This is a genomic window from Treponema endosymbiont of Eucomonympha sp. (assembly GCF_001028545.1).
In genome coordinates this window covers 1-461 of sequence record NZ_BBPW01000608.1, presented here as the reverse complement: position 1 = coordinate 461, position 461 = coordinate 1, and the positions used below count along the sequence as shown (strand labels likewise).

Here is a 461-nt window from a genome sequence, read left to right as displayed (position 1 = left end):
TTACGCCGTAAGTTTCCCGCACACAGGCTTTGCCTTTATGCCCACCTTATGCGCTATGCCTATCTGCCGAGTTCTTTCAAAGAACTCGGACGTTCCTCGTAGGGGAAACGCGAAACTCGGCGTCCTTTTTTGACAAGCATATACCCGCATGATATACTGCCCCTCGTCTTACTTTGCGCAATAAAAGCCGCGCGATTCTGGTGTTCTGTACAGACGACCGCGGCGTTCACGGCGATTCGGAGGAGCTTGCAATGAAAAATAGCGCTGTATCAGTATTAGCGATAACTGCGGCGGCGTTGCTGTGCGCGGCGTGCGATAAAATCGGCGCGAAGAAAATCAAAGTCAGATTCGCGGGCACTGAAGGGGACTCCACGCCGCAGAGCCAAATGCTCTATGAAGTAGCGGACCGCCTGAACGCGAGCGGTTACTTTGATGTCGACGTGTTTACGTCGGGCGCGCTG

1 pseudogene is annotated in these 461 nt (G+C 53.8%); it reads left to right on the top strand.

Annotation, left to right across the window (positions count from 1 at the left end):
• Nucleotides 1-251 precede the first annotated feature (251 nt).
• A pseudogene (locus tag AWU74_RS08295) lies at nucleotides 252-461 on the top strand (TRAP transporter substrate-binding protein DctP); the annotation flags it as partial.